The organism is Pseudarthrobacter sp. O4 (assembly GCF_050157025.1).
Lineage (GTDB): Bacteria > Actinomycetota > Actinomycetes > Actinomycetales > Micrococcaceae > Arthrobacter.
Window position 1 is genome coordinate 473,672 of record NZ_CP189591.1, and the last position, 25,199, is coordinate 498,870.

Below are 25,199 nucleotides of genomic sequence, written 5' to 3' on the forward strand. Positions count from 1 at the left end.
GCCACGAACGCGGTCAATGCCCGGAATCGTCGCGGCCCGAAGCGTGCGCGCCCTCGGTCTCCGCCGGCTCCGGCTCCGCGGACAGGTCCACTCCTTCCCCGGTGGCCGAACGCGGGGCGAGCTCGACCTCCCCGGGGCCAACACCCGCGCCGCGGGCCATGCCCTCCCGGACCGCCTCCACCAACTCGTCGCTGAGCAAGGGTCCGGTGTAGCCCACGGTCAATGCGCCGCCGTCAAGCGACGTGGAATAGTTTCCGAGCGCGTCCGAGAGGATCCCTTCGCTGGCGATCGTCTCCGCCAGCGCGGCCGGGTCCGCGGACCCGATCCTGAACTGCAGGTCGTGGACGAGCACTGACCCGACATGGACATGCTCGACGCCGGTAAACGAACCCACAGGTCCGAAGGCAAGCCCGGCCAGTGCATCAGCCTCCTCATGCGTGCCTTCGGGTGGGAGTGCCACAATCACCTCCGGGACGACGTGTTCCAGGACGACGGGATCGAGTACATCCGGAGAGATATCGGACAGGAGCACGCCACGCTCCGCGGCGACGCGGTCAAGTTGCCGACGCAGGGCCCCCAGATCTGCGTCCGGGGTGGGATGGACGGCGATGACCATGCGGCGCCGCACCATCAGCCCGTCGTGGCTGCTGGCCGGGCGCCCGTTCCCGACGTCGGTACCGGTCTCGAGGGAGACAGCCTCGCCGCTCACCTGCCCGGCCGGGTCCGTTGCGGCGGCCGGTGCCGCGCCGGTGGCGGGGGGCGCCGCCGTCGGGCCGGGAGATGACGCCGGGTCCGGCGTCCCGCCCGTGCAGGCACTGAGTGCCAGCACGAGCAGGGCGGCCGCTGCCGTTTTTCCGATGCGGCCCATCTCAGGTCCCGGGCGGCAGGCCAGGCCGGTAAACCGGCGGATAGGAGTCGGCCGGGGACGTATCCAGGACGGGCGGGTCGGAGGTAACGGGGTCGTTGGTCCTGTAGTCGCCCACGGAGAACTGGACCATCATGTCGTGGTCCTCGTGCACCAGGTTGTGGCAGTGGACCATGTACCGCCCGCCGGCGTGGGCCCCGGTATCGAATTGCATCAGCACCGTGATGGACTCGTTTTCGCCTGCGTAGAAAACATCCTTCGGCCCGGTCTCCCAGGCGAAGGGTTTGCCCCCGTTGGTGTTACGGCCGATGATCTTGCCGTCGATCAGGTGGATGTGCACTGGATGGAACCAGCCTCCGGACCCGTTCGTAATGGTCCATTCTTCGACCTGGTACGGCTGGGGATTGCCAAACAGCCGGCTAAAGCCCGACTTTTCCACATCCGCCCACGTGACCCCGTTGATCGTCCATTCGCCATTCTCCCGGACCACCCTCAGATTTCGCTTGGCCACCGCCATGTCCCTTGTCAGCTTCATCGTGGGGATCCCGCCGCGGGCTGCGTTTGGCGCTCCGCCGTCCTCGAGCGTTGTGGGGATGCTCGTGAAACTTGTTGCTGGGCCCGAATCCTCTATGACCTGGAAGCGCATGATCTTGTTGGTGTTCGCAAAGTTGATGTTGTTTTTGTTGCTCAGATTGCGCAGCTCAACATTCTGCCCCGGCCGGTACTTTCGGAAGTCGATCAGGACTTCATATCGCTCAGCGGTTCCTTGCCGCCACGATTTAACTGGTTGCACCACCGGTACCATGCCGGCATCGGTTCCCACGACGTATATTGGCTCACCGGTGGAGAGGGTGGGGCGGTAGGAACGCGAGATTGAGCCGATCAGGACACGGAACCGGTAGATCCGGGGCTTGACCTTCATGGTCGGCCAGGGCACCCCGTTGACCATGATGACGTCGCCCCACAGTCCGGAGTGGCCGTTGTCGTTGTAGCCCAGGGAGCCGTCGGCTTTAAACATGGCATCCGAAATCAGCAGCGGCACGTCGTATTCCCCCTGTGGCAGCTGGGCCTGCTCGTAGACGTCGGACAAAGGGTAAATTCCGGCCAGACCTGAATACACCCCTTGGGCGGTAACGAGGTGGTTGTGATCGTGGTACCACAGCGTCCGGGCCGGCTGCCAGTTGGGGTAATGGTAATTCTTGACCTCCCCAGGTTTCGTGGAGTCATTGGCATAGCCGTCGTACTGTGGCAGCGACGCCGAACCATGAAGGTGGGTTACGGTCTTGAAAGCGCCCGGATGGAGAAACGACGTGGCGGGCAAGGCATTGCGAATCCGTACCTCTGTCCGGGTCCCCTGGCTGACCCGGATGGTGGGACCGGGGAAGATTCCGTTATAGCCGGCCACGGTGGTGTTCAGTCCGGGGACGAACTGCGCCTGGCCAAGCTTCTGGGTGAGCGCATAGCGCGCGTAGGGCCGCGCCGGATCGCCGTCGTCGAAGCCCGTTTCAAAGGGCGTCAGCTCCGGCGGCCGCCGGAAGACTCCCATATAGGGAACAGGCATGTTCTGGGGTGCCAGCAGACTGGCCGTCACCGGGGCGGCGGCCGGGGCCGTCGAGGGGGCGTCGTCGTCGCCACCCTTCATTCCTGCCAGGCCGAGTGCGCCCACAGCACCCAGTTTCAAGAGTTCTCGTCGTGTCGTCATGGCCCCTCCAATGTGGGGAATAGGACTGAATAACGTGCCGAAGATGAACCTTCGGACAAGTGAGGATGCCGGCTGGCGGGTCGTTGGGGACCCGCCAGCCGGCAATCTCTTACTGCTGGTGTCAGAGCGCCGATCCGGTGGTGATGGTCCACGTCCGGGTGACCAGCGGGTTACCGGCCAGATCCCGTACAGCGGCCGTACCACCTATGATCTGGACGCGGTACTGCGTGTTCGCGACCAGGGTTGTGGAGGGATTAATCGTCAGCACCCGTGTCAGGGGGTTGAACCCGATCGTGGTGGGGATGACGTTGTTCGTGGTCAGATTGGTGACCCGAACCGTGGTCGCCGAGAACCCGGTGATGATCTCACTGAAGGTAGCCGTCACGTTGCTGTTCCGGAGGACCCCGGTCAAGGCCGACTGGGCCGTGATCGTTGGCGCCGGGCCGGTGAGGAACGACCAACTGCTCGCCGTCATCGTGTTGCCCGCAACGTCACGGACTCCGGACATAGTGGCCGTGTACGTCCGGTCGGCAAGCAGCGTCGCGGTCGGGTTCAACGTTGCAACCCGGGTCGTGGCGTTGTAGGTGACGACGGCGGGGATCACCGTCGTCGTCGTCGGCGACGTGACGAGCCGGAGTACGAAGTTGCTGCCATTGACTGGGGTGACCGGTTCGCTGAAGGTTGCCGTGAGGTCGGCTACCTGGCTTACCGAACGTTGACCCGTTGCCGGAGTCCGTGCCGTAATCGTAGGAAGCACAAACTCGGTGCGGGGGGTTACGGCCGTAGCCGTCCGCGCCGAGGCGGCTCCCGTTCCGACGCCGTTGGTGGCCGCCACGTCGAACGTGTACGCCGTGCCATTGGTGAGCCCGGTGACGACGACGGTGCCGACGTTCCCGGTGACCGTCTGGGTCCTGGCCAGCGTTGTGCCGGCGAAGGCCCGCACCCGGTAGCCGGTGATCGCCGAACCGCCGTTGGAGGCCGGAGCGGTCCAGGTCAGGGCTGCCGAAGCATTCCCGGCCGTGGCCGTCCCGATGGTCGGGGTCCCGGCGATGGTCGCCGGTGTCGCAACGTTGGAAGCAGCCGAGGCGGCTCCCGTTCCGACGCCGTTGGTGGCTGCCACATTGAACGTGTACGCCGTGCCATTGGTGAGCCCGGTGACCACGACGGTGCCGACGTTCCCGGTGACCGTCTGGGTCCTGGCCAGCGTTGTGCCGGCGAAGGCCTGCACGCGGTAGCCGGTGATCGCCGAACCGCCGTTGGAGGCCGGGGCGGTCCAGGTCAGGGTTGCCGAAGCGCCCCCGGCCGTGGCCGTACCGATGGTCGGGGCCCCGGCGATGGTCGCCGGTGTCGCAAGGTTGGAAGCAGCCGAGGCGGCTCCCGTCCCGACGGCGTTGATGGCCGCGACGTCGAACGTGTACGCCGTGCCGTTGGTGAGCCCGGTGACCACGACAGTGCCGACGTTGCCGGTGACCGTCTGGGTAGCGGCCACCGTTGTTCCGGCGAAGGCCTGCACGCGGTAGCCGGTGATCGGGGATCCGCCGTCAGAGGCGGGAGCCGTCCACGTCAGGGTTGCCGAAGCATCCCCGGCCGTTGCCGTTCCGATAGCCGGGGCCCCGGGCGCCGTCGCCTCGGCCAGCAGGGACGGAGTCACTGCGTTGGAAGCGGCGGAGAAGGGGCTGGTTCCCAAGTCGTTGGTAGCGGATACCTGGAACTTGTAGGTGGAGCCATTGTTCAGTCCGTCTACCAGCAGGCTGGTGGCACCTGCCGGCGCGGTCCGCGGCGTGCCAACTTCGACACCGGCCGGGTTCGTCGTGACGTCCAACACCTTCACGGAGAAGCTGTTGGCGATGCCGACGGTCGGAGCCGTCCAGTTGACGGTTGCCCGGCCGTTGCCGGCCGTTGCGGTGCCGATGGCCGGTGCGCTGGGAACAACGCTGTCGGCGAACACCAGGCGTTCGACGTTGCGGAGGGTATCCGTACCATCGATGCCTGCCCCGTTGTGGACCACCGTGGTGACCGACCCGGGTGCGCCGAGTGTGGCGCCGACAGGGGTCGTGGTGACCGTGTAGTTCGCCTGGACATCCGAGAAGACCGCTGAATCGGTTCCGCCGGATCCGGTCAGGATCTCCCGGACGGCCACGATGTTTCCGGGGTTGACGATGCCGGCAAAGACAGCTTCCTGAAGCGTCCGCCCGGTCAGCGCACCGTTTGCGTCCCGAAGGTACTGACTGGCCATGGCGCTCTGCCCTGGTCCGGTCACTGCTGCACTGCCGATTTCACTCAGCGGGTCAGCCGCGTTCGTCCGAACGCTCAGGCGGACGTTGAAGTACGCGTCGCCGTCGATGATGTCGTCACCGCCGCGTCCCTCGATCACGTCGCTCCCGCCGCCGCCCAGGAGGATGTTGCCGTCGCCCCAGACGTTTGTGTCGGGAATCAGCAGCGGACACTTCGACGCCGAAGCCGCAATGACCGTGTTCGCCGGAGTGTTCAACGGCGGCACCAGCGCGTCGAGGCCGGCAACCCGGTCAAGGCCCGCCTGGTCCAGCACGTCGCAGCCGATGAAACCGGCGCCACCCACGGCGCTTGGTACGAGGCTGTCACCGCGGAGGGTGTCGTTGAGGTCCCCGCCGGACAACGCCTCGACTTCGTTGAACTTGTCCCTGACGCCAACCTGGAGGATACCCAGCGGCGGGATCGGGAGGGCCAGGTCAGCGTCCTGCGGCTGTGGATCGCCGACGCCGATTTCCCAGTCATAACCTGAAGCGCCGGCAACCTTCTCGATGCCCGGGCCGGCGACACCGACATCGTCGCCACCTTCCATGTCGTAGTCGTCGTCACCGCCCTGTCCGATCAGGATGTCGTGACCTGGTGTTTGGGAGTCGTCGAGGAAGAACAGGTTGCCGCTGTCCCCCTGCAGGAGGTCCGGCTGGTCGCCGCCCTCTTCCCAGTCATTGCCGCTGTCACCGAAGACAGCGTCTTCACCCTGCCCGGCGATGACGAAGTCGTCACCGGCGCCGGCGAAGGTCTCGTTGATGTTGGCTCCGCCGTTGGTGAAGTCGTTGCCGTCGCCGCCCATCACGATGTCCAGTCCGGGTCCGGCGTCGATGGCATCGTTACCGGGGCCACCCTTGGGGACATCGTCGCCGGCGAGATCGGTGATGATGTCGTCGCCTTCCCCGCCGAGGGCGATATCGGCTCCGTCACCACCTTCGATGATGTCGTTGCCGGCGCCACCCCAGAAGGTGTCGTTGTCGTTGCCGCCGTAAATCCGGTCGACGCCGTCAGTGCCGTTGTAGACGCTCTGGCCGTTAATGCCTGTTGGGTCCACAGTGTTCCGCGCGCGGTACTTGATGGTGCCGTCGGGCTGGCGGAGCAGCAGATCCGGCTCGCTGCATTCCGAGTCCGGGTCGTTCGCTACCGTGTTGCCGAAGTCCCTAAAGCCCTGGGCAGTCCCGGCCAGCTTCTTCAGCTCGAATTTGCAGTCCGCCGTGGCGAACGCATCCGCCTTGAGCGACTTGACATTCGTGTTACGCATCATCAACTCGGAGAACGAGTTGCCCTCAAGCTGGGCCCGGAGGTTCATGCCCGGTGTCCGCGCGAGATAGTAGAGGCGGTCGCCGTTCTGAAGGTCCGTGAGTTGCTTCTCGAACACGTAGTTGAAGGTGCTGCCAAGCAGTCCGCCGAAGAGGTTCGTCCTCTCGGCAAGTCCACCGACCCAGAGGTCGATGTCGTCAAGGCCGGTGGTCGACTGGGTACCGGTGTTGGCCCAAGCGTCCGTGCTGTTCATGAACGCCGCGGCGTCAGCAGGGGCGACGTCGCCGGCAAGGGCGTTGGGGTTGACGATCAACCTGGCAGCCTCCCGCCGGGAGGCCAGGGTTACCGGAACGTCGTCGGGAGTCCCCAAGGTAGCATCCGGACCAGCGCCGGTGATCGATGGATGCCGGCCATAGGCCGCGACGAAGTTGATTAGTGACTCCGGGTGCTTGAGGTTCTCGCCGAAATCAACCCAGTTGACGTAGGGCTTGAGCTGGCCGTCGTTGGTTGCGTTGAAGATTTCCTTGCGGAGCGGGTTCAGCCGCGGGATGCCCTCGGACCGCGCCCTGGTCATGTTGATGGTCGGGAGGTCCAGGGGGAGGCCCAACAGGTTGTTGCGGAGCGTATCCGTCACGAACTCATCCAGCTCGTTGCCGACCTGGTCCGACATGCCCGCGATAACGCTGCCGGCAGCCTCTTCGGAGGTCAGTGGGCCTGCGGGGCCGCCATTGGTGTACTCCGGCGGATTGAGGAAGCCGTGGAGCAGCGAGATGTCGTTCGTGCTCCCGCGGACGTCATCGGCGTTACCGAAGATTGTGTCGGGGCCGGCCGTGTCCTCGTTTCTGCGGGAGATCGTCTCGGTCAGCATGGAGTGACCGAAGCGGTAGACGGCATGCGCGAACTCGGCCTTGACCGCCGGGTTGAGTTCCGTCTGGGTGAACGCGAACGGCTGGAAGGGGTTGATCGCCGGCTGGATCTTCCGGGCGAACTCCTCGAACACGAGGTGCTGGTATTCCATCTCGGTGATGAACCGTGCGGCCTGGAAAAGACGTTCTCCGTTCCAGTTGGCCGCGCCCGATGCCGACTGCCATTCGGCCAGGGCAGCAACCCCGCTTGTGGAGGTGTCGGTGGTCAGCACCCTCTTGATGTCGTCGACGAGCCGGTCGTGCTCCGAGTGGAACACCTGGTGGATAGTCGTCAGCCCGATGTTCTCGTTGACACGGCCGTCACCGGCGGCGAAGTGGGCGTCGAGCATCTCGTCGTCGTAGGTGCCTGCGGGCTGGTGGGCGAAGTCTGCCGAGGCCGTTGTATCGGTATCGGGATACAGGCAACCCGACGGGACCCGAGGCTCGGTACCGATATCAGTGACACAGGGCGTGCCCGGTTGCGCGTTGTGCGCGATGTCGGTCAGGAAGGGGGTGTCGAAGTGCTTCACGTCGGCGGGAACCTTCACGGGGACGGCAAGGTTGCCCTCCACCAATCCGGACGCCGTGACGTACTGCGGCAGTCCGTTGGCGCCGGGGATGAACTTGCCGTAAGGGTCTGCGGCGATCATGGGGATGTTCGTGACGTCCTTGTCCTCGAGCTGGAGGCCGAGAAGGGTTCGGGCCTGTTCCTTCACGATGGCCCATGTGGCCATTCCACCGTCGGTCTTCTTACCGTCGATGATTCCGGCCGGGCCGCCGAGCAGCTTGCCGGTGGAGACCGGGTTGCCGGCGGGGTTGTTGGCGTACTGCCGCAGGAACACCTGGTGGGAGGGGTGGGACGTGTAGGTCTGGCTCTGATCAACGAACGGCGTGTCCGTGTTGGTCGCATTCTGGATATCGTCGGCGCTTTCGTCGACAGTGGTGGTCGCGGGATTGTCGCCAGCGATGCCGTCCGGGCCGGGCTGGTTCTGGCCGCGGGTCAGCACCATGAAGCGCAGCTGCTCCGGCAGATTGTCAGCGGACTCGTCCACTGGCGTTGCCGGGTCGTCCAGGAGGATGTGGTCCGGGCCAGGGATCAGCGGATCATCGGCCTTGAGGGGAACAAATACCGTTCCGCCGCTCTTGACGGTCTGGTCCACTCCATGGTCGAAGAACTGGCCGAACAGGGTGAACAAGGAGTTGTAGGGCGGGGAGAGTCCGACGTCGGTGGTGACGTTCGGGATGAAGAGGGTGTCCCCCGCCGGGACGCATTCGGTGGCCGGCGGGGTTGCGGGGCACGGGACAACGCCGGTGTTGCCCTGGGTCCGCACCGGATTGCCGGCGGCTGCCACTGCGGCAGGATTGCTCGCGGTCTGGTCGACAATCAGGTTACTGATCGTGCGGGGCTCGGAATCGAAGACCAAGCCCTTCTTTTGCGCATAGCTCGTCGGATGACTGGGCCCGAATGCTGCGGGAGAGTCCTCGGCGGCCTTAAATACGGGCGTCGTCAGGCGCGGGAACGTCTGATCGGCAGCGCCGAACGTTTCCTGGCCGGGCTGGAGGTTGTTGCACGAGCCGTCCACCGTCCGCAGCCCCTGGGAGACGAGGGGGCTGGGCATCTGATTGGGTCCGGTGCCGATGAGGGCGCCGCACGGGCCGGTAGCGGACGTGGTGTTGGCCACGTGGGCTTCGGCGATCTTGATTTGCTTGAGGATAAATGCCAGATCAGACGGGCTGACGGTGAACCCCTGGCCAGCCGGCGCCACTACGGCGCCCGCTGTCACCGCCGTCGTCGTGAGTCCGAGGAAACTGAGCAGCGCCATTGCTGTCCCTGCCGCGACTATCCTGGTCGGCTTGCCAAAGACGCGTCTTTGGCCCTCGACCTTCATGCTTGCGAACACATTCATTACGCACCTGCCTCTTGAAGTGAATGATGGGGCAACAGTGCAGGGCATTTCTTCGGGAAAACTTGAACCGGGTGTTAACTATCTCTCCTGACCGCGGTCCGGAAATCTGGACGCAGGTAAGCGGAATGAACGCGTTTCTGGGTTCCTACTCGGGAATGCTTTGCCGAGACTCCCCCGTGCCTGGCCGGGAAGGCTCACCCTCCGTTGGGCACGAGTAGCCGCTACCCGAATACAGCGCCGGGGACCCTGCCGGCTACTTGGAGCATGCGGCCCGGCCACGCGGGAAATTTAACTGCCGCGGGGGTGTCCGGTTTCACGAGCTCGGTGCTGAAATCGGGCGTACGTGCCGGCGCGGCGGGCGTCGGATGGCCGGGGTTTTCCACGCCCGGAATCCCGGCGCGGTGCTGCCCTTGCGTTCCACGGTCCCCGGTTGCGAAACCAGACATCCTTACGGAACCGCCGGGACGCCGTCGACGGCGGTTTCCTTGCGGCGCTCCGGACAAGCTGGTAGGCCTGTAATAGCCGTGAAGGTAGGGTGCGTAGTGGCAGATGAGCGCACCATCCAAACCCATGATGTTTGCAGAAGGGAAGTTCGACGTGACGCGCAAGAATTCTCCAGTGGAGGAAACTGACGAAAAGGACCTGGAAGTCGGCCATGGCCCGAAGGACTGGGCCGCGGGAATCCCGGGCGTCCTGCACTCCATGAAACCCGCAATCGAACACATGGGTCTGAACCGCACCCGCAAGACCGTGATGGCGATGAACCAGAAGGACGGCTTCGACTGCCCCAGCTGCGCCTGGCCGGATCCGCACCACCGCAAGGCGTTCGAGTTCTGCGAGAACGGCGCCAAGGCCGTCACCTGGGAGGCAACACCGGTGGTCGTCGCCTCAGACTTCTGGGCGGAGCACTCCGTCACCGAACTGCGCAGCCGCTCGGAGTACTGGCTCGGCATGCAGGGCCGGCTCACCGAACCGGTCCACAAGCCCGCCGGCGAGGACCACTACAAGCCGGTCAGCTGGGACGAGGCGATCCGGATCATCGCGGACAAACTCACCAGCCTGGACTCCCCCGACGAAGCCGCCTTCTACACGAGCGGGAGGACCTCCAACGAGGCCGCGTTCCTCTACCAGCTGTTCGTCCGCGGCTACGGCACCAACAACCTGCCGGACTGCTCCAACATGTGCCACGAATCCTCAGGCTGGGCAATGGGGCAGACCATCGGGATCGGCAAGGCCACGGTCTCCTTTGACGACTACGCCAAAGCGGACCTGATCATCATCATGGGCCAGAACCCGGGTACCAACCACCCGCGCATGCTCACCGAGCTGGAGGCGTGCAAGGAAAACGGCGGCGAGATTGTCGCCGTCAATCCCCTGCCGGAGGCCGGCCTCCGCCGGTACAAGAACCCCCAGAAGGTCAAGGGCATCATTGGCCGCGGCACCGAGATCGCGGACCAGTTCCTGCACATCCGCATCGGCGGGGACATGGCTCTGCTGCAGGCCATCTCCAAGCGCGTGCTCGACGCCGAAGACCGGAATCCGGGGACCGTCCTGGACCACGCCTTCCTCTCCGAACACTGCGAGGGCTTGGCAGAGCTCAAGGAGCACCTCAGCGCGCTGGACGAGCAGGCGGTGCTGGAAGCGACGGGGCTTCGCACCGAGGAAATCGATGAGCTCGCCGCCCGGTATCTGAAGGCCGAGAAGGTGATCATCACCTGGGCCATGGGCATCACGCAGCAGAAGAAGGCCGTGGCCACGATCAAGGAGATGATCAACCTGCTCCTGCTGCGCGGCAATATGGGCAAGCCCGGGGCGGGTGCCTCCCCCATTCGAGGCCACAGCAATGTCCAGGGCGACCGCACCATGGGCATCTGGGAGCAGATGCCGCAGTCGTTCATGGAGGCCCTGGGCCAGGAGTTCGGTTTCGATCCGCCGCGCGAACACGGCGTGGACGCGGTGGAAACCATCAACAAAATGGCCGACGGCGGGATCAAGGCCTTCGTGGCGCTCGGCGGCAACTTCGTCGGTGCCATCTCGGACACCAACGCGGCTTGGTCGGCCATGCAGAACACCGAGCTCTCCGTCCAGATCTCCACGAAACTCAACAGGTCCCATACCGTGACCGGTGCGGAAGCACTGATCCTGCCCACGATGGGCCGCACCGAGATCGATATCCAGGAGTCGGGGGAGCAGTTCGTGTCCGTCGAGGACACCGTCTGCGCCGTTCACGCTTCCAGGGGCAGCGTGGAGCCGGTGTCCCACCATCTGTTGTCCGAGCCAGCGATCGTCAGCCGCCTCGGCAATGCGGTTGTCGGCAGCCGGATCAAGGCCGACTGGGATGGCTTTGAGAAGAACTACGACCTCATCCGGGACCACATCTCGCGCGTCGTGGGCGGCTGTGAGAACTACAACGAGCGGATCCGGCAGGAAGGCGGCTTCATCCTGGCGAACGGGCCGCGCGATTCCCGTACGTTCCCGACGCCCACCGGCAAGGCCGTGCTCACCGTCAACGAACTCGAGCACGTGGCGAGGCCGGAGGGCACGCTGATTCTGCAGAGCATGCGCTCACACGACCAGTTCAACACCACGATTTACGGCCACAACGACCGCTACCGCGGCATCAAGAAGGGCCGCCACGTGGTGTTTGTGAATCCGGACGACATTGCCGAGCTGGGCGTGGCCGACGGAATGTTCGTGGACATCCGCGGCGAGTACAAGGACGGCGTGGAACGCATACTCCGCAAGTTCCGGGTGGTCTCCTATCCCACCGCCCGTGGCTGCGCGGCCACTTACTACCCCGAAGCCAACGTGCTGGTGCCGCTGAACCATACGGCCGAAGGCAGCAACACCCCGGTTTCCAAAGCGGTGATTGTCCGGCTCGAGCCCAGCGAGGACCAGACCCCGGACGGTTCGGCCACCGTAACCGCCGGGACGGCGCCGGCGTCGTCCTGACGCTCCGCGGGACATGCCCAGTCCCGGCCGCCGGCACCGGACATAATGCCAACATGTCCATCCCCTCACCCTAGGGAAGGGCATGTCCCACCTGGCCAGTCTGCGGCTCCGCGGGACATGCCCAGCCGCGGCCACCGGCACCGGACATAATGCCAACATGCCCGTCCCCTCACCCGAGGGGAGGGCATGTCCCACCTGGCCAGCCTGCGGCGCCGCGGCGTGATTCGGATCGACTTCTCTAGTGCCCGGCTTCGCTCGCCGGAATGCCGGGTTCAGGCCTTCGCGGCGGCACGGGCTGTGGTTGCTGGCACCGGTTCGTGCCGCAGGTAGCTCCGGCTGAAGCGGCCGCTCCCGGACGTCAGGGCGCGTAACTCGATCGAGTACCGCAAGAGTTCCTGGTCCGGAACTTCGGCTCCGATCTCGGTGACGTCTCCCCCGGCGGACGTCGTCCCGGTCAGGCGGGCACGGTGGGAGGACAAATCACTCATCACGGCACCCACGTGCTCGTCCGAAACGCTGATTGTCACGGCGGAGACGGGTTCCAGCAATTGGATGCGCGCGGCCGCTGCGGCCTCCCGCAGGGCCAGCGCCCCGGCAGCCTGAAAGGCCGCATCCGAGGAGTCCACACTGTGTGTCTTGCCGCTGACCAGCGTCACCCGGATGTCGACGACCGGAAAGCCCGCGGAGACCCCTTTCTGCATCTGGGTCCGCACACCCTTTTCCACCGAGGTGATGAACGGTCCCGGAATCACCCCTCCCACGGTCTTGTCGACGAACTCGAAGCCGGCGCCGCGTTCGAGCGGTTCGACTTCGATGTCGCAGACGGCATACTGGCCGTGGCCGCCGGATTGCTTGACGTACCGGCCGTGGCCCGCCGCCGGCGCGGCAAACGTCTCCCGCAGCGGTGTCACCACCTCGACCGTCTGCAGGTTGACACCCTGGTCCCGCAGCCTGCCGAGGACCACCTCCGCGTGCGCCTCGCCCATGCACCACAGGATCAGTTGATGGGTCTCGGAGTTGCGCTCCACCCGGAGCGTCGGGTCGCCGGCCGCGACCTTGCCCAGACTCTTGGCCAGGGCATCCTCGTCGCCGTGCGAGGCCGCCTCGACGGCAACGGGCAGCAACGGTGCGGGCATCTCCCACGGCTGGACCAGGAGCGGCATCTCCTTGCCCGAAATGGTGTCGCCGGTCTCGGCGACACCCAGCTTGGTGAGCGCGCAGATGTCTCCGGCCACGCAGTACGGCACCGGACGCAGGCTCGAACCCAGCGGAGAGTACAGGTGCGTGACGCGCTCGTCGCTGTCGTGGTCCTCGTGTCCCCGGTCCGCCAGGCCGCGCCCGCCCACATGGACGGCAGAATCTTCCCGCAGCGTGCCGGAGAAGAGGCGGACGAGGCAGACCCGGCCCAGGAACGCATCGGTGGTGGTGCGCACCACCTCGCCGGCCAATGGCCCCGCAGGGTCACAGGCCAGGGGTCCCGCCGGGGCGCCGGCAAGCTCCGTCACCGCCGGCAGTTCCCGCTCAGCCGGGGACGGAAACGCCCGCGTCACCACCTCCAGCACCTCTGCCAGCCCGACGCCGGTCTCTGCGGAGGTCGGCAGCACCGGGTGGAACGAGCCTCGGGCCACGGCCGTCTCCAAATCGCTGACTAGGGTTTCCGGAGGGATGTCCTCGCCCCCGAGATACCGGTCCATCAGAGTCTCATCCTCGCTCTCGGCGATGATGCCCTCAATGAGCGCGCTCCGCGCAGCCTCTGCGGCGGCGCGTTCGGCGTCGTCGACGTTCCGGAATGCCGGCATCGGATTGTCCGGCCGCTGCTCCGACACGGTGCCGGAGAGCAGCCCCAGCAATCCGGTAACGGCAGCTCCGGTGCGGACCGGCAGGTAGAGGGGCACCACTGAGTCGCCGAAGGCTCTCCGGCACCGGGCGAGGGCAGCGTCGAAGTCCGCCCGGGGATGGTCGAGGCGGCTGATCACGACCGCCCGTGGCATCCGCGCCCGCTGGCATTCGGCCCAGAGCGCGGTGGTGGCCGCCTCGATATCGTCCAGCGCCGAGACGACAAAAAGCGCCGCGTCGGCGGCCCGCAGTCCGGCGCGCAACTCGCCGAGGAACTCCACATACCCGGGGGTGTCGAGCAGGTTCACTTTGACGCCGCCGGCCCCGACGGGCACCACGGAAAGCGCCACCGAGCGTTGCTGGTGGATCGCGGCCGGCTCCGAGTCGCTGACGGTGGTGCCGTCCGCAATCGAGCCCTTGCGTGAGATGGCACCGGTGGCGGCGAGCAGCGCCTCGGTCAGCATGGTCTTGCCTGATCCTGAGCGACCTACAAGGGCGACGTTCCGGATTTGTTCGGGCCGGTCCGGTGGGAGGCCCTCGGATGCGTCGGCCCGCCGGAGGTCGGCGCTGCGGCCGGGATTCTTCGCCGGGACCTTTACGTCTTTCGTCGGCATGAGTACCTCCTGGCGTTGTATCCAGCGTCTGCGGGGTGGGGCCCCTCTAAAGGATTTGACACCCTGCGGGGCGCGGACAGCAAGATGCGCGGCCAATTTCCGGCCGCGGAACCCCGGAAGTCCCGGTCCACCCGCGGCTCAGCGCCCGTCGTAGGCCTTCTGCAGCGCGGCGATGTCAAGTTTCCCCATCGCGAGCATGGCCTGCATTGCCCGTTGGGAGCCCTCCGGATCGGGGCCGCCGATGAGCTGACCCAGCACAGACGGTATGACCTGCCACGAGACCCCGTACTTGTCCTTGAGCCAGCCGCATTGGCTTTCGGAGCCGCCCTGGCTCAGCTCCGCCCAGTAGCGGTCCACTTCCTCCTGCGAGGAACAATCGACGACGAATGACACAGCCTCGCTGGAGGTGAAGGCCGGCCCTCCGTTCAGTGCCGTGAACGTGCGGCCCTCGATCTCGAAGCGCACGGTTATCGCCTGGCCAGCCGGTCCCGGACCACCTTCGCCGTAGCGTGCCACGTCAAGGACCTTGCCGCCCTCGAAGACGGAAGCGTAGAACTCGGCGGCTTCCTCGGCCTGGTTGTCGAACCAGAGGCAGGTGGTGATTTTTTCGCTCACTGCACACTTCTTCCGTTCTGCCCGTGCCGCGAGGCGGTGTCCGGCGGCGATGCGGGTTTGAGCCCGAGCCTAGACCTGCCGGATTAACGGCACAACGGTTGCCCCATCCGGACGCCGCCCCTCCTGGTTTTTGCCGCGAAGATTGCGACGACGAAGAGCTGATCCATTCAACCCTCCCTGCCGGGCTAGGGTTGAACCATGACGTCGCCAACTCCCCCGCTCCCCCGTCCCGCCGCCAGGAACTCAAGCGTCAAACGGGTGGCCGTGCTGGCCGCTGTTGCCGACGTGGCGCTGATCCTCCTCTTTGCCGCCATCGGCCGGGACGCGCACCAGCGCGGCGGGATCATCACGGGGCTCCTTGCCACGGCCTGGCCGTTCCTCGCCGGTGCCGCCGCAAGCTGGGCGGCGCTGCGCGTCTGGCGCGCGCCCCTGGCGGTGTGGCCGGCCGGCGTCGGCATCTGGCTCGGCACTGTGGCCGTGGGCATGCTGCTGCGCGCCCTCACCGGCCAGACGGTGGTCCTGCCGTTTGTGATCGTGGCCCTGCTTGCCCTGGGTGTTTTCCTGCTGGGATACCGGCTTCTGGCAGCAGGGGTACGCCGGTTGCGGGCACGCCGCCGGCAGGGCTGATGTACTAGGCTTGCAGGGATATGGCAGGGTCCGCACGGGCCATAAAACCGGCCCGCAACGGCGCAACAGATCCGGAAAGGAACAGATGTGGTCACCGCTTTCGTCCTGATCAAGACAGACGCTTCCCGCATCCCGGAAACCGCGGAAGAAATTTCCGCCATCCAAGGCATCAGCGAGGTCTATTCCGTGACCGGTGAATGGGATCTCATTGCCATCGCCAGGGTGCCGAAGCATGAGGACCTCGCCGACGCCATCGCGGACAAGCTGTCCAAGGTTCCCGGGGTTGTGCACACCACCACCCAGATCGCCTTCCGCGCCTACTCCCAGCACGACCTCGACGCGGCGTTCGCCCTCGGCTTCGAACAGTAGCCGCGGCCACAGCCCCGCGCCCGGCCTGCGGGTCCCGGCGCGTTAACGTCAGCTCTGCGAGAGGGCGACCCACCTGTCCAGCACGGCGGCCGCCGCACCGGACACGATGGACTCCTCGGCCCGCTTCAGCGCCGCGGCCATCCGGTCCTTGAGCGGGCCCACGGCGTCGAGGTCGAACGCCACCAGACCGGCGGCAGCGTTCAGCAGCGCGGCGTCGCGGGCCGGCCCCGGGGCTCCTGACAGGACAGCACGGACGACGGCGGCATTGGCCGCTGCGTCACCGCCGCGCAGCTCTTCCAGCGTCGCCTGACGGATGCCCAGCTCACGCGGATCGAACATCACCTCAGTAACCCCGCCGCTCCGGATTTCCCAGACGTGGGAAGGGCCGGTGGTGGTCAGTTCGTCCAGCCCGTCGCTGCCGCGGAACACCAGTCCGCGGCTGCCGCGCTTGGCCAGCACTCCGGCCACGAGGGGCGCCATCCGCTCATTGGCGACGCCGACGGCCGAGGCCTGGACGTGTGCGGGATTGATCATGGGGCCGAGGAAGTTGAAGGCCGTCGGCACGCCGAGTTCCCGGCGGGCGACGGCGGCATGCCGCATCGAGGGATGGAACACCTGGGCAAAGCAGAAGGTGATTCCGGCCTCGTCGGCGTTGAGCGCAACGCGCGGAATCGGCAGGTCCAGGCGGACGCCGAGGGCTTCCAGGACATCGGCGGACCCCGACGTCGAGGACGCCGCGCGGTTGCCGTGCTTGACCACCTTCGCACCGGCGCCGGCGGCGATCAGGGCAGCCATGGTCGAGATGTTGACAGTGTCCTGCTGGTCCCCGCCGGTACCGACGATGTCCAGCTTCTCGCCGGCAATGTCGATCGGGTTGGCGTTGGAGATCATCGCCTCAACGAGCCCGGCCAGCTCATCCACGGTCTCCCCTTTGGACCGCAGCGCAACGAGGAATCCCGCTACCTGCGCCGGCGTGGCCTCCCCGGACATGATCGAGTTCATCGCCCACTGCGTGCTGCCGGTCGTGAGGTCAGCGCCGTCTATGAGTGCGCCGATGAGCCGCGGCCAGGTGTTGCCTGCCGCCTGTGCGGATGCCTGAGAAGTCACCTGCTGATGCTATCGAGGTGCGTACTGCAATGACCAATGTGAACGGGCCGGGAACTTTTCCGCGCGAATTCGCGTCTTTGTAGAAAAAGTCCTCCGAAAACGCGGTTTGCGTTGGGCAGGACGGACTTTTATAGACATAATGTCTATGTGACATCTGCGACCCATGCCCCCAGTACCCCGGCGCACCCGACGCTGAATCGCCCGAATATGGTTTCCGTAGGAACCGTAGTCTGGCTGTCCAGTGAGTTGATGTTCTTCGCCGGTCTCTTTGCCATGTACTTCACGCTCCGTTCGACTTCCGGACAGATGTGGGCCGAGGAGACAGCCAAGCTCAACTTCCCCTTTGCGCTCGTTAACACGATCGTCCTCGTGGCAAGTTCCTTTACTTGCCAGATGGGCGTCTTCGCCGCTGAGCGGCTCCAGCCGCGCCGAAGCGGCGGACCCCTCAGCTTCACCCGCTGGGGAATGAACCAATGGTTCACCCTGACCTTCATCATGGGTGCCTTCTTCGTTGCCGGCCAGGCGACCGAGTACGCCATGCTCGTTTCCGAGCATGTCTCCCTCTCGTCCAACGCCTACGGTTCGGCTTTCTACATGACCACAGGCTTCCACGGCCTGCACGTCATCGGCGGCCTGGTTGCCTTCCTGCTCATCATCGGCCGCTCCTTCGCAGCGAAGAAGTTCGGCCACTTTGAGGCAACGTCCGCGATCGTCACCTCGTACTACTGGCACTTCGTCGACGTCGTGTGGATCGGCCTCTTCCTGGTCATCTACGTCCTCCAGTAGCCGCGACTTGACTGTTTTTATACAAAATCTTGGTCTACAAGAGGCAGAATTTCTAGAAGTGGCTCCCCGAGCCAACGCAGGATCGAATAAAGGAACCACCACGTGAAGGCACTCTCGCAGAAGCGACGTCACCCACTGGCAGCAATTGCACTGCTGCTGTTGGGCCTCCTGGTCACTGGTGGGCTGTACGCCGTTGCCACCACCGTCAATCAGGCCAAGGCCGACACCACAAGCTTCAGCGCAAGCGACGCAGAAGAAGGCGGCAAACTGTTCGCCGCCAACTGCGCCACCTGCCACGGCATGGGTGCCAGCGGGTCGCAGGCCGGACCGTCGCTCGTCGGCGTCGGCGCTGCCGCCGTTGACTTCCAGGTTGGCACCGGCCGTATGCCCATGCAGATGAACGGCCCGCAGGCCTACAAGAAGCCCGCCCAGTTCAACGACGAGCAGACCCGCCAGCTGGCTGCGTACGTTGCCTCCCTCGGCCCCGGCCCGTCCATCCCCGAGGAGGGTCTCCTCGATGAAAAGGGCGACGCCGCCAAGGGTGGCGAGCTGTTCCGGGTGAACTGCGCCATGTGCCACAACGCTGCCGCAGCCGGCGGTGCACTGACCCGGGGCAAGTTCGCCCCGGCCCTCGCCGACGTCTCCAGCAAGCACATCTACGAAGCGATGGTCACCGGCCCGCAGAACATGCCGGTCTTCAATGATGCCAATGTGTCTCCTGAGGGCAAGCGCGACATCATCACCTTCCTGAAGCAGATTGAGGCCAACGGTTCACCCGGTGGCGCCGACCTTGGCGCAATCGGTCCGGTTTCGGAAGGCCTGTTCGTCTGGATCGCCGGCCTGGGCGTCATCATCGCCTTCACCATCTGGCTGACGTCCCGGACGTCCTAGCCGGACCTGTTGTACCTGTAAGAATTTTCTGCTGACCCGTCAGCAGTTTGAATTGAAAGCTAACCCGGCATTCGCCGGAACGAGAGAAGGATGAGGCGAATTATGGGCAACCATAGTGACGGCAGTCCGAGCCACTCGGGCACCGTAGCTACGGCTGGTCAGAATGAGGTGGAGAAGTTCCAGGATCCTGGAATTCCCCCGCATCGTTTGCGCCTGGCTGACACGGACCCGAGGGCCGCCAAGCGAGCAGAACGGCAGGTAGCCCTTCTTTTCGGGAGCTCGGTCGTTGGCACCCTGATATTCCTGGTGGCGTATTTCGCCATCGATCTTGGAGATGACTCCTCGATCGCCACCATCCGGCTGCAGAACGCGCTGCTGGGCATCGGCACCGCCTTCGCGATGCTGGGCATCGGCACCGGGATCGTCCACTGGGCGAAGGCCCTCATGCCGGACCATGAAGTCTCGGAAGAGCGCCATGCCATCCGCACCGAGGAAGACCGCCTGGCTGCCGTCCGCATTGTCGACGACATCGTGGAGGAAACCGGCATCAAGCGCCGTCCGCTGATCCGCAACACCCTGCTCGGCGCCGTCGCGCTGGCTCCCCTGCCGGCGCTGGCCGTCTTCGGTGATCTCGGTCCCCGTCCGGACGACAAGCTGGCACACACCATGTGGGCGCCGCAGGAGGGCAAGCTCAAGCGGCTTACCCGCGATCCTGATGGCACCCCCATCAAGGCCTCGGATGTCACCATCGGCTCCGCCTTCCATGTGATCCCGGAGGGCCTGAACGAGCTGCATGAAGGCAAACTGAACGAGAAGGCCAAGGCCGTCGTTCTGCTCATGCGCCTGAACCCCGAGTCCCTCAAGCCCTCCGCGGGCCGCGAGGACTGGAGCTACAACGGGATCGTCGCCTATTCAAAGATCTGCACCCACGTCGGTTGCCCTGTTGCCCTGTACGAGCAGCAGACCCACCACCTGCTGTGCCCGTGCCACCAGTCAACCTTCGACCTGACCCAGGAATGCAAGGTTATCTTCGGCCCGGCCAGCCGCCCTCTCCCCCAGCTGCCGATCGCGGTCGACGCCGAGGGCTACCTGGTCGCTACCAGCGACTTCCATGAACCTGTTGGACCTAGCTACTGGGAGCGTGATGAGCATGAGCGCAACAACAACGCCTAATGCCCCCACCTTCGTCGCCAAGACCAAGGGCGGCCGCATCACCGACTTCGTTGACGAGCGCGTTGGCGGATCCGGAATCCTTCGTGAATTTGGCCGCAAGGTCTTCCCGGACCATTGGTCATTCATGTTCGGCGAAGTAGCGCTCTACTCCTTCGTCATCCTGCTCCTGACAGGCACCTTCCTCACCTTCTTCTTCGATCCGTCCATGGTGGAGACTCACTATGCGGGCTCCTACACGCCGCTGAACAACGTCGAAATGTCTGCCGCGTTCAGCTCATCGCTGAACATCTCCTTTGATGTCCGTGGCGGGCTGTTCATGCGCCAGGTCCACCACTGGGCAGCTCTGCTCTTCGTGGCGTCCATCGGTGTTCACATGCTCCGTGTCTTCTTCACCGGCGCCTTCCGCAAACCCCGCGAAATGAACTGGGTAGTCGGCGGCGTCCTGCTGATCCTGGCCATGGCTGAAGGATTCACCGGCTACTCCCTTCCCGATGACCTGCTGTCGGGCAACGGCCTGCGCATCATCGACGGTGTCATCAAGGCCATTCCGGTCATCGGAACGTACATCTCCTTCTTCCTCTTCGGCGGAGAGTTCCCCGGAACCGCCATCATCGGCCGCCTCTACATGCTTCACATCCTGCTGGTTCCGGCGCTCATCCTGCTGATGATCGTGCTCCACCTGTTCATGGTGGTGGTGCACAAGCACACCCAGTACCCCGGCCCGGGACGCAATGACGGCAACGTCGTCGGCTACCCCCTGGGCCCGGTCTACGCGGCGAAGGCCGGCGGCTTCTTCTTTATCGTGTTCGGTGTCATTGCCCTCATGGCGGGCTTCTTCACCATCAACCCGATCTGGAACTACGGGCCTTACGACCCCTCCCCCGTGTCCGCAGGCACCCAGCCTGACTGGTACATCGGCTTCGTGGACGGTGCCCTGCGCCTGATGCCCGGTGTGATCGGCAACTTCCACTTCGAGTACGTGATCTTTGGCCACGTGCTGACGCTGAACGTGCTGCTGCCCGCGCTTGTCCCGGCCGGCATCATCTTCACCGTGCTGTTCATGTACCCGTGGCTCGAGCGCTGGATCACCAAAGACAACCGCGAGCACCACGTGTTGGACCGTCCCCGGAACGCTCCCACGCGCACTGCAATAGGTGCAGCCGGCTTCACCTGGTACTGCGTCATGTGGGCAGCCGCCGGCTCGGACCTCATCGCCACGCACTTCCATGTCGCCCTGAACGATGTCACCTACTGGCTCCGCGCACTGTTCTTCCTCGGCCCGGTCATCGCGTTCGCGGTAACGAAGCGCATCGCTCTGGCCCTGCAGCGCAAGGACCGCGAGATCGCCCTTCACGGCCGCGAAACCGGCCGCATCGTCCGGCTGCCGCACGGTGAGTTCATAGAGGTTCACGCCCCGCTGGACGAGTACAAGCGGTACAAGCTGGTCGGCTTCGAATCTCCGTCCCCGCTCCCCGCTGTGCCGAACGCCCACGGCGTCGTCGACGGCAAGGAGAAGCGCCGTGCGAAGCTCTCCCAGTGGTTCTTCGAGGACCGGGTTGCCCCGGCCACCCCAGCTGAGCTCGAGGCGGCCCACGGCCACCACGGCGGGCACGAGGCAATCGAAGCGGCGGAGTCGCAGAAGACCCTCAGCCACTAGATCCACGGCATGACGCAGAAAGGCCCGGCCCGCCAGGACCGGGCCTTTCCTGTACCCCAAAACAGCACCCCGCAAACAGCAACGCTTAGTCACTTCCGGCCCATGATCCCTACCGGGATGGGCGCGACGTGACCCGCGTTGCACCTTTAGGGGCGGTACCCCGAGGCGTAGTTGCGCGTCGGCCGGACCCCGGGCCGCTGCAAGGGCACCCAGAGCTTGTAGCGGTCGGCCCGGTAGTAGGACACCGAGTAGTCCACCATGGCCCGTGCCACAAAGGCGTGGCGCTGGATCTTCAGCAACGGTGAACCCACTTCGACATTCAGCAGCCTTGCCGTGGACGGTGAGGCCGCGGTTGCCTCGATCATGTCCTCGCCCCACTCCATCACGAGGCCGTAGCGCTCGCTCAGGACGTTGTAGAGCGAGGTGGGCGGTTCGCCGTCGAGCAGGCCGGGAACCCGGTGTGCCGGGATGAAGTTCTCGTCGACGCTCATCGGCTCGTTGTCGGCCAGCAGCAGGCGGCGGAACCGTACCAGCGGCGTCCCCTCCTCCAGCTGCAGTTCGCGGGCCAGGAAGGCGCTGGCCCCGATCTGTTCAAAGCTGAGCACCCTGGCCGCCGGGACCATGCCGCGGCGCTGCATTTCCTCGCTGTAGGAGGTCAGCTTGACCTGCAGGTCCAGCTTGGGCTTTCGGACAAAGGTACCCAGGCCCACGACGCGCTCAATGACCTCTTCCCCCACGAGGGCATCGATGGCCTGGCGCACCGTCATCCGGGCCAGCCCGAAGCGTTCGGCGAGGTCGCGCTCCGACGGCAACGCCGAGCCGGGCGGACACGCCTTCGCGATGTGGGCCCGGAGGATTTCCCGGAGCTGGACATAGATCGGGGAGCCGCTGTGACGGTCAATCTCACCGGCCATGGCCGATGCGTTAGATCCCATGGCTCAGCCGTCTGGTGCGTTCGTACATGCATTAAGCGTAGGCCACGCCGGTAGCAGGTCTAGACCACCGCACTCCCGGTTCGCCCGCTGCGGCACCCCCGGCTAGGCTTAAATCACACCCGCCAGAAACGAAGGAGTCCCGTTGCCAGTACGAAAGGCAATCGTCCAGGCGGCCATTGGCCTGCACGCCCGGCCGGCGGCAGTGTTTGTCCGGGCCGTGACGGAAACGGGGCTTCCGGTCACGATCAGCAAGAACGGCAAGCCGGGCGTGGATGCCCGCTCACTGCTGGAGGTCATGACCGAGGATTTCTCCTGCGGCTGCGAAGTCGAACTCGCCGTTGCCGCGGAAGCGATCCCTGCCCGTTACAGCCTCGCCGAGGCCGAGGATGCCTTGGAGGGCTTGCGGCTCCTGCTCGAGTCTGCACAGGCGCGCTGAGCGCCTGCGGGACGCTCCATGCCCCTCGACCAGGCTGCCGGTCCCCCACCGGCCCGGCAGAGTCCCCCGCTGAACGCAAACGACGTGAACGCAAACGACGGCGGGCCCCACCAAAAGGTGGGGCCCGCCGTCGTTGTTCGCGGCAGTGCCTACACGGCGTTAGTGCGCGTGGTCACCGCGGCTGTACTCGTAGACCCAGCCGATCAGGGCCACGACTGCCATGCCTCCGGCGATGAACACGAGCCAAAACCCCAAGGCCAAGCCGAGGAAGCCGGTGGCGCAGGACAGGCCCAGGACCATCGGCCACCAGCTCCACGGGCTGAAGTGACCCTGTTCGCCGGCGCCCTCGTGGATCTCGGCGTCGCTGCGGTCTTCGGGGCGCATCCCGACACGTTTGCCGGTGAAGCCGAGGTACGCGCCGATCATGCCGGCGAGGCCGCCGACAAGCAACACACCGAGGATTCCAACCCATTCAGACCAGTGCGTCAGAAAGCCGTAAATCAGGGAGACCGGTACGAAGAAGAAGGCTCCGGCTCCAAAAATCCATGATTCGATCTTCACTGGGCAGCGTCCTTCTGATCGGCGTTGCCGAGCACGGCTGCTGCCGGTGCCGGTGACTCAACGGTGTGCGACTGGGCAAGCTCCGGATGGTGCAGATCCAGCGCAGGACGCTCCGAACGGATCCGGGGCAGGGACGTGAAGTTGTGGCGCGGCGGCGGGCAGGACGTAGCCCACTCGAGCGAGGCGCCGAAGCCCCACGGGTCATCGACTTCCACTCGTTCGTTGCTGCGCCAGGTGATATAGACGTTCCAGAAGAACGGGATCAGCGAAGCGCCCAGGAGGAATGAACCGTAGGTGGAGAACTGGTTCATCCAGGTGAAGTTGTCCTGCGGCATGTAGTCCGCGTAGCGGCGGGGCATGCCGCTGACGCCGAGCCAGTGCTGGATCAGGAACGTGGCGTGGAAGCCCAGGAACAGCATCCAGAAGTGGATCTTGCCGAGGCGCTCGTTGAGCATCTTGCCGGTCCATTTGGGCCACCAGAAGTAGAAGCCTGCGAACATCGCGAACACCACGGTGCCGAACACGACGTAGTGGAAGTGGGCGACCACGAAGTAGGAGTCCGATACGTGGAAGTCCAGAGGCGGGGAGGCCAGGATGATGCCGGTCAGGCCGCCGAAGAGGAACGTCGCCAGGAAGCCGATGCTCCACAGCATCGGGGTTTCGAACGTGATTGAACCCCCCCACAGCGTACCGATCCAGTTGAAGAACTTCACACCGGTAGGAACGGCAATGAGCATGGTCATGAAGGAGAAGAACGGCAGCAGGACCGAACCGGTCACGTACATGTGGTGCGCCCATACGGTCACAGACAGCGCGGCAATGGCGATGGTCGCGTAGACGAGGCCCTTGTAGCCGAAGATCGGCTTGCGGCTGAAGACCGGGAAGATCTCGGACACGATGCCGAAGAACGGCAGGGCGATGATGTAGACCTCGGGGTGGCCGAAGAACCAGAAAAGGTGCTGCCACAGGACGGCGCCGCCGTTTTCGGGGTCGAAGATGTGCGCGCCGAAGCGGCGGTCCGCGCCGAGGGCGAAGAGGGCGGCGGCAAACGGCGGGAACGCCATCAGGACCAGAATGGACGTCACCAGCGCGTTCCAGGTGAAGATCGGCATCCGCCACATGGTCATGCCCGGGGCACGCATGCAGATGATCGTGGTGATGAAGTTGACCGCGCCGAGGATGGTGCCGAAACCGGAGAGCGCGAGGCCGAAGGTCCAGAGGTCACCGCCCACGCCGGGGCTGAAGGTCGTGTTGGACAGTGGCGCGTAGGCGGTCCAGCCGAACGACGCCGCACCCTGAGGGGTGATGAAGCCGGAGACGGCGATGGTGGAGCCGAAGAGGAAGAACCAGAAGGCCAGCGCGTTCAGCCGCGGGAAGGCGACGTCCGGTGCGCCGATCTGCAGCGGCATGATCACGTTGGTGAAGCCGGCGAACAGCGGCGTTGCGAACATGAGCAGCATGACGGTGCCGTGCATGGTGAAAAGCTGGTTGTACTGCTCCTTGGTCTGCAGGATCTGCATGCCGGGCTCGAACAGCTCGGCGCGGATCAGCAGTGCCATGACACCGCCGAAGCAGAAGAACACGAAGGACGCAATCAGGTACATGTACCCGATGGTCTTGTGGTCGGTGGAAGTGATCCAGTTGACGACGATGCGCCCCTTGGACTTCGGTACCACGGGAGCACCAAGGATCCCGGTGGGCTGAGAATAGGTGGTTGCCACGTCGCT

The 25,199-nt window shown here is 65.2% G+C and carries 17 protein-coding genes; 8 read left to right on the top strand and 9 right to left on the bottom strand.

All coding sequences use genetic code 11. The annotated features are described in order from the left end of the window. Nucleotides 1–13: 13 nt before the first annotated feature. The 3 genes from ACQCSU_RS02185 to ACQCSU_RS02195 form a co-directional block, all read right to left on the bottom strand. Nucleotides 14–868 carry a hypothetical protein gene (locus tag ACQCSU_RS02185; RefSeq protein WP_426978009.1) on the bottom strand — a complete coding sequence of 285 codons (855 nt, stop codon included), beginning with the start codon at nt 866–868 and terminating at the stop codon, nt 14–16. A 1-nt stretch (nt 869) separates the two neighbouring features. Continuing rightward, a complete protein-coding gene (locus ACQCSU_RS02190) occupies nt 870–2,567 on the bottom strand; it encodes a multicopper oxidase family protein (protein WP_426978010.1) in 1,698 nt (565 codons plus the stop codon). Nucleotides 2,568–2,688: 121 nt separating this feature from the next. Continuing rightward, nucleotides 2,689–8,829, bottom strand: a complete 6,141-nt coding sequence (locus ACQCSU_RS02195; protein ID WP_426978011.1) for a peroxidase family protein — start codon at nt 8,827–8,829, stop codon at nt 2,689–2,691. 657 nt (nt 8,830–9,486) lie between these two features. On the opposite strand from ACQCSU_RS02195, the gene ACQCSU_RS02200 reads away from it, so the two are divergent. After that, complete coding sequence (locus ACQCSU_RS02200; protein ID WP_426979919.1) at nt 9,487–11,865, top strand: FdhF/YdeP family oxidoreductase; 2,379 nt, start codon at nt 9,487–9,489, stop codon at nt 11,863–11,865. Nucleotides 11,866–12,137: 272 nt separating this feature from the next. Here ACQCSU_RS02200 and ACQCSU_RS02205 read toward each other — a convergent pair whose 3' ends face one another. Beyond that, nucleotides 12,138–14,315 (bottom strand): elongation factor G-like protein EF-G2, encoded by a 2,178-nt coding sequence (locus tag ACQCSU_RS02205; protein WP_426978013.1) that lies wholly within the window; start codon nt 14,313–14,315, stop codon nt 12,138–12,140. 138 nt (nt 14,316–14,453) lie between these two features. Then, nucleotides 14,454–14,930, bottom strand: a complete 477-nt coding sequence (locus tag ACQCSU_RS02210) for a VOC family protein (protein ID WP_426978014.1) — start codon at nt 14,928–14,930, stop codon at nt 14,454–14,456. 198 nt (nt 14,931–15,128) lie between these two features. On the opposite strand from ACQCSU_RS02210, the gene ACQCSU_RS02215 reads away from it, so the two are divergent. Beyond that, on the top strand, nt 15,129–15,557 hold the full coding sequence (locus tag ACQCSU_RS02215; RefSeq protein ID WP_426978015.1) for a DUF3054 domain-containing protein: 429 nt from the start codon (nt 15,129–15,131) through the stop codon (nt 15,555–15,557). An 87-nt stretch (nt 15,558–15,644) separates the two neighbouring features. Further along, nucleotides 15,645–15,926, top strand: a complete 282-nt coding sequence (locus tag ACQCSU_RS02220; protein WP_144670379.1) for an Lrp/AsnC family transcriptional regulator — start codon at nt 15,645–15,647, stop codon at nt 15,924–15,926. A gap of 48 nt (nt 15,927–15,974) precedes the next feature. Here the strand turns inward: ACQCSU_RS02220 and trpD are convergent, their stop codons facing one another. Further along, complete coding sequence (gene trpD, locus ACQCSU_RS02225) at nt 15,975–17,033, bottom strand: anthranilate phosphoribosyltransferase (RefSeq protein WP_426978016.1); 1,059 nt, start codon at nt 17,031–17,033, stop codon at nt 15,975–15,977. A 207-nt stretch (nt 17,034–17,240) separates the two neighbouring features. On the opposite strand from trpD, the gene ACQCSU_RS02230 reads away from it, so the two are divergent. The 4 genes from ACQCSU_RS02230 to ACQCSU_RS02245 all read left to right on the top strand — a co-directional run bounded on the left by ACQCSU_RS02230 (nt 17,241) and on the right by ACQCSU_RS02245 (nt 21,540). After that, nucleotides 17,241–17,819, top strand: coding sequence for a cytochrome c oxidase subunit 3 (locus ACQCSU_RS02230; protein ID WP_426978018.1), 579 nt, complete (start codon nt 17,241–17,243; stop codon nt 17,817–17,819). Nucleotides 17,820–17,921: 102 nt separating this feature from the next. Next, entirely contained in the window at nt 17,922–18,710 is a 789-nt protein-coding gene (locus ACQCSU_RS02235) for a c-type cytochrome (RefSeq protein WP_426978019.1), read from the top strand. A gap of 102 nt (nt 18,711–18,812) precedes the next feature. After that, entirely contained in the window at nt 18,813–19,883 is a 1,071-nt protein-coding gene (locus ACQCSU_RS02240; protein ID WP_426978021.1) for a Rieske 2Fe-2S domain-containing protein, read from the top strand. Further along, nucleotides 19,861–21,540: a cytochrome b gene (locus ACQCSU_RS02245; RefSeq protein WP_426978023.1), complete on the top strand. Its 1,680-nt coding sequence runs from the start codon at nt 19,861–19,863 to the stop codon at nt 21,538–21,540. Before ACQCSU_RS02240 ends, ACQCSU_RS02245 begins: the two co-directional genes overlap by 23 nt. 146 nt (nt 21,541–21,686) lie before the next feature. Here the strand turns inward: ACQCSU_RS02245 and ACQCSU_RS02250 are convergent, their stop codons facing one another. Next, nucleotides 21,687–22,475: a GntR family transcriptional regulator gene (locus ACQCSU_RS02250; protein ID WP_426978024.1), complete on the bottom strand. Its 789-nt coding sequence runs from the start codon at nt 22,473–22,475 to the stop codon at nt 21,687–21,689. A 142-nt stretch (nt 22,476–22,617) separates the two neighbouring features. On the opposite strand from ACQCSU_RS02250, the gene ACQCSU_RS02255 reads away from it, so the two are divergent. Further along, nucleotides 22,618–22,911: an HPr family phosphocarrier protein gene (locus ACQCSU_RS02255; protein WP_426978025.1), complete on the top strand. Its 294-nt coding sequence runs from the start codon at nt 22,618–22,620 to the stop codon at nt 22,909–22,911. A gap of 159 nt (nt 22,912–23,070) precedes the next feature. Here ACQCSU_RS02255 and ACQCSU_RS02260 read toward each other — a convergent pair whose 3' ends face one another. Together ACQCSU_RS02260 and ctaD are read right to left on the bottom strand one after the other, a co-directional pair. Continuing rightward, nucleotides 23,071–23,472, bottom strand: coding sequence for a cytochrome c oxidase subunit 4 (locus ACQCSU_RS02260; RefSeq protein WP_426978026.1), 402 nt, complete (start codon nt 23,470–23,472; stop codon nt 23,071–23,073). Beyond that, nucleotides 23,469–25,193, bottom strand: coding sequence for a cytochrome c oxidase subunit I (gene ctaD / locus ACQCSU_RS02265; RefSeq protein ID WP_426978028.1), 1,725 nt, complete (start codon nt 25,191–25,193; stop codon nt 23,469–23,471). The genes ACQCSU_RS02260 and ctaD overlap by 4 nt, the downstream gene beginning before the upstream one ends. Between the last annotated feature and the right edge of the window lie 6 nt (nt 25,194–25,199).